We start from the raw sequence: 4,751 nt of genomic DNA, 5'->3' as shown, positions 1-4,751 counted from the left end.
CCCTTCTGACTTCTATCCTCTGTCTTTTGCTATAAATCCCAAGCAAAGAACGAAAGTGAGCAAACAATAGCTTTAGTGTAAGCCCATCTCATGGCACGTCTTGCACCTTGTCAACAAAGGTTTTCCATGAATTTAAAGCTTGTCTCGTATTAGTAATTACCTGAGGTTTTGTGGCACTTCAATGGGTTATGAATCTATAAAGACAGCCGATTGCAAATAAATAAAATAAACCCAATTCTGGTAATTAATGCCTACTGACCTTTTTTGAATTCAAAATTCAAAATTCAAAGTTCAAAATGAAAAAGGCTTTTGAATTAATCAATTCCGAGTACAGGCTCCCACTGAATAAAATTCAGTGGTCTTCAATCAGGTGGGGTTCAAGCCCCATCTGATTGTAATTTTGAATTGATAATTTTGAATTTTGAATTAGGAGCGCAGCGACGTTTGACTTTCTAAGTACTGTTACTGTACTTTATAAACTTGTAATCTGCTGCATGTTCCTGGAATTGTTATCTTGAATGGAACTGTCTTACCCCTTCACTCAGCGCTAGTCATCCCAGGTTGATCAAAATACACTCTAACTTCGCCTACCTTAATGCCTAGATGTTTCAAATGAGCATCTGAAGATAAAATAGTTGTCTCTCCTTGTACAGCCCTATAATCACTGGGATATCTTTTCGCCGCTTTTAGATCGATGCTGAGGTAGAGAATAGGGATATTATACTTAAACTTCCTGCCCTGTTTTGGTCGCACGACATCACCATAGTCCCAACCAAATCCAGGGATTTCAAATTCACCCAATATCCTTTGCAGCTCAGTAAGGGTTGTTCCGACTCCAATGCCTTGCTGTGTTTTCCACGCACTCCCAGTCGTCCGAACTTCCGCCACTTCAGTCCGACTGTTATTTGTCCAGGCAACAAGAAATGATCGGGTTTCTCCGAGATTAACCTTTGTACCCGGTAGACGGCTCAAACCCTCAGCGCCGAAAACGTCGTGATCACTCAGTCGAGACGCACCAAACATTTTGACCAGATCCTGGTAAGTAGTTGTGCGAGTAATGGGGCCGAAGCGTAAACCTGGAATGATTAAGGTATCGTTTAAACGAGCGGACTGAGTAGGTACTCCAGAGTTAGACGCTTTGTATGAAGGAGTAGCCTGGACTAAAGAGGGATTTTGCAGAATCCCTATACTCAATAGCAGGGCATTGCTCAACAGTGCTAACTTAAAGACTTGCTGATGAAGCAATTTGGGCTTGGGGATCGAAAAAGAGAGGTATTTCTGCACGAAGAATGCGATTACCTAATTACAAGAGGTTTTAATTGACCAGGTAGCAAGACCTGGGAGAGTCGAGTAGCTATCGCTTATGAGAGTAACTGATGTAGATTATTCCTGTCACACTGCATGACTTAACGATTCGACTTCCTCTTCTTTCTTCTCTCTAGTTTTTTAAGTATTTCTACACCCCACAACAGAATAGCTCCGTGTATGGATAAGTAGAACCATAGCTCTAGGTGACCAGTAATCAGCAACCCAGTCATGCAGATAGGGAAAGCGATAACTAGTATAAATAGGGCAATGTCAACCACGAGTATTATAGTTATTTCTAAAGATAGATGTGCTTCGCGCAAATATTTGCTCAAACCTAGCATATAGGTATCAAATTTGCCACATCCTGTGAAACAAGGGGCTGACTGGCACCGTAACACTACGAACCCTAGCTCAGGCAGAGAGAATGAAATCTAATCTAATTGTGCTAGCTCTCCTAGTGATTGCACCTCGTCCTTGGGAGTCAAAGGTTACTCCCGTGATCATCACAGAACATCAAAAGTTACATGTGATAACATCCCTGTAACATCAAGAAATCTGCCCATGAGCTACCAGCTAAATGAGGTCTAGGTTTGGAGAACAAGTCTAGAGGAATAATGTGAATAATTAGAGGATAGTATTGTCATCTCAATATCTAGAAAATAGAGAGATAGATGAAAACTCAAAATTACTATTTGGATTCGGTAATTAAAATACTCTCAAAAGAGCTCAACTCATCCTAATCTCATCTGCGCCTGAGTTTGACCATCTTGTAGAGCTGGAATTGTAACCGATCTTGAATTACAAATCAAAAATTAATAATTATGGCAACAATTTATAAAATAACTTGACTGATGAACATCGGGTGAGTCTAAAATCGAACCTCTTTGTCCCTCTTTTCCAAATTCCATATGCAGGCTGTATCAATCTCTACCAAACTGTAACTATAAATCCGTTATGGTCATTGCATGATAACAATGTAAATTAGATTACATAACCATGCGGATTGAGCAGTTACAAGCCTTTCTGGCTGTTGCTGAGACGGGTAGCTTCGGACAAGCAGCACGCAAGTGTGAGATCACCCAGTCTACAGTTAGCCGTCAGATCCAATCACTGGAAGCCGAGTTGGGTTTGCCACTGTTTCATCGCACGGCTCAGGCCAAGTTGACCCTGGGCGGGGAACAGCTTCTACCTCGTGCCCGCAAAATTTGTCAGGAGTGGGAATCTGCGACGCAGGAATTAGCAGATTTGATGGCAGGGAAGCAGCCAGAACTGTGTGTTGCAGCAATTCATTCGGTTTGTGCTCACTACTTGCCTCCAGTTTTACAGAAATTTTGCCGCGACTACCCGGATGTGCAGCTGCGGGTGACGGCGTTGGGGAGCGATCGCGCCTTGAAAGTTCTCCGAGATGGCTTAGTAGATGTGGCGATCGTCATGAACAACCGCTTTTTAACCGCCAGTCCAGAAATGGTGCTGGATGTCCTCTACGAAGAACCCGTCGAAGTCTTGATGGCGTCGAATCATCCACTAACCCAGTATGAACAGGTACCGTGGTCAGAATTAATCAAATATCCGCAAGTCGTATTTAAAGACGGCTATGGAATGCAGCGATTGGTACAAGAGCGGTTTGCCCGACAGGGAGCGAAGCTGCAAGCCGTTATGGAGTTAAATACCCTTGATGCGTTTCGAGGCGTTGTCCGGCAGGGAGAAATGATTGCTCTACTGCCCCAGTCAGCCTTAGTGGAGGCTCGTGCTGATTCAACCCTAGCCATTCGAGCGATCGCCAGTCTTCCTCCTTCAATGGCAGGGGTCAGTAACATTGTCAGTGATGTTTCAAGCTCTGATTCCATCCTGATGCGCCAAGTCGTCTTGGTTACTACTCAAGATCGCATTCAGATTCCTCCTATTCAGCACTTCTGTCAATTGGTACGTCAACTGGAAAAACCGACGGCGAACGCGACAAGCAACCAGCAGTTAATGGCTCCTCCTCATTCATCGTTTGACAATCAGCGATTAAGTGTTACGGGTTAACTGCTAAGCTGGCTTGTTATCTATAATTTTTGTCCTCACCAAACTGATCATCACCGGGGAAAACCACCATGAGTAATGCTTTCAGAGAATTGTTAAAGAAAGTCGGTAGTGGTGTTCACACAGGTGAAGACTTAAGTCGTGAGGAAGCCGCAATAGCTACTCGGATGATGCTGACACAGGAGGCAACCCCTGCGCAGATTGGCGCGTTTATGATTGCTCACCGAATTAAACGACCCACCAGTGCAGAACTGGCAGGAATGCTGGATGCGTATGAGCAGATTGGACCAATGCTACAACCCTGGGGAAGTAGGAATGGAGGAAATATTTCAACCAAGGGAGCGTTTTCTCAGCCGATGATGGTATTCGGGACGCCTTATGATGGGCGATCGCGCACGGCATCGGTCACTCCACTCACCGCTTTGATTCTTGCTACGGCGGGAGTATCCGTACTGATGCATGGAGGCGAATGTATGCCGACGAAGTACGGTGTCCCCCTAATAGAAATTTGGCAAGGATTAGGCGTTGACCTCTCGAAACTAACCTTAGTGCAGGTTGAGCAATTATTAAAGACAAGCGGCTTGGGATTTATCTATCTGCCGCAGCACTTTCCCGAAGCGCAGGCATTGGTTCCTTACCGTGATCAAATTGGCAAGCGTCCGCCCTTTGCCACAATGGAACTCATCTGGTCACCCTATGCGGGAGATTTCCACATGGTTGCGGGGTACGTTCATCCCCCCACTGAAGTTCGGTTTCGAGAAACATTGGGAATGCGGAAGGTAACAAAGTTTACCCTAGTTAAAGGATTAGAGGGTAGTTGTGATTTACCGCGCGATCGCACGGCGATTATTGCCATCAGTCAACCTGATTCCACTGAAGGCTTTGAGCGCATCCTACTGCATCCTCGTGATTATAGTTTTGCGGCGAAAGAAGTACCTCTTGATTCCACCCTTGAGCTAATCGAACAAATGCTAAATGTCTTAAACGGTAAATCCTCCGAATTAATGTCTTCTGCCATCTGGAACGGTGGATTTTACCTATGGCGTTCTGGTGTCTGTTCAGATCTACCCGCAGGTTTTACCAAAGCTGAAGAGCTGTTCACGGGAGGTCATGCTCTCCAAAAGCTACAAGAAATCAAAGGCGCGATCGCTTCAATGCAGCTGACTCATCAGTCGTAATATTAGCCATTGGGTTATGGGTCATTCGATTTTGGATTTTGGATAATGGAATTGTGCCCACCACTGTTAGTGCAAGCGGGCGCTCCAAAGGATCGACAAGTCGGAGGCTTGAGACCTTTGGCTTTTGGTCAGAGAGTTGAAAGTTAGATATCTATGAACTTTCGTTGTGAACAAAAGAACAAAAATTCCTAACCTTCAACTTTCAACCGACTAACCTTTAACCGTCAGGACATCGATGTA

At 44.7% G+C, this 4,751-nt stretch carries 3 protein-coding genes; 2 read left to right on the top strand and 1 reads right to left on the bottom strand.

Annotation, left to right across the window (positions count from 1 at the left end; translation table 11 throughout):
- Positions 1-537: 537 nt before the first annotated feature.
- Complete coding sequence (locus V6C93_RS36355) at positions 538-1,245, bottom strand: hypothetical protein (protein ID WP_333481568.1); 708 nt, start codon at positions 1,243-1,245, stop codon at positions 538-540.
- A 1,059-nt stretch (positions 1,246-2,304) separates the two neighbouring features.
- Here V6C93_RS36355 and V6C93_RS36350 point away from each other — a divergent pair.
- Both V6C93_RS36350 and V6C93_RS36345 read left to right on the top strand, forming a co-directional pair.
- The gene (locus V6C93_RS36350; protein ID WP_333481567.1) at positions 2,305-3,336 is read left to right on the top strand and encodes a LysR family transcriptional regulator; all 1,032 of its coding nucleotides are present in this window, start codon (positions 2,305-2,307) and stop codon (positions 3,334-3,336) included.
- 68 nt (positions 3,337-3,404) lie between these two features.
- Positions 3,405-4,511, top strand: a complete 1,107-nt coding sequence (locus V6C93_RS36345) for an anthranilate phosphoribosyltransferase family protein (RefSeq protein WP_333481566.1) — start codon at positions 3,405-3,407, stop codon at positions 4,509-4,511.
- The last annotated feature ends 240 nt before the right edge of the window (positions 4,512-4,751 follow it).

It is taken from the genome of Allocoleopsis sp., from assembly GCF_036703385.1.
Lineage (GTDB): Bacteria > Cyanobacteriota > Cyanobacteriia > Cyanobacteriales > Coleofasciculaceae > Allocoleopsis.
Note: the sequence above shows the minus strand (reverse complement) of the source record. Positions and strands in the feature narration are given on the sequence as shown.

What these genes read in the sequence shown, in the direction of transcription:
- V6C93_RS36350 (WP_333481567.1), top strand. Translation starts at nt 2,305, where the DNA reads ATGCGGATTGAGCAGTTACAAGCCTTTCTGGCTGTTGCTGAGACGGGT.
- V6C93_RS36345 (WP_333481566.1), top strand. Translation starts at nt 3,405, where the DNA reads ATGAGTAATGCTTTCAGAGAATTGTTAAAGAAAGTCGGTAGTGGTGTT.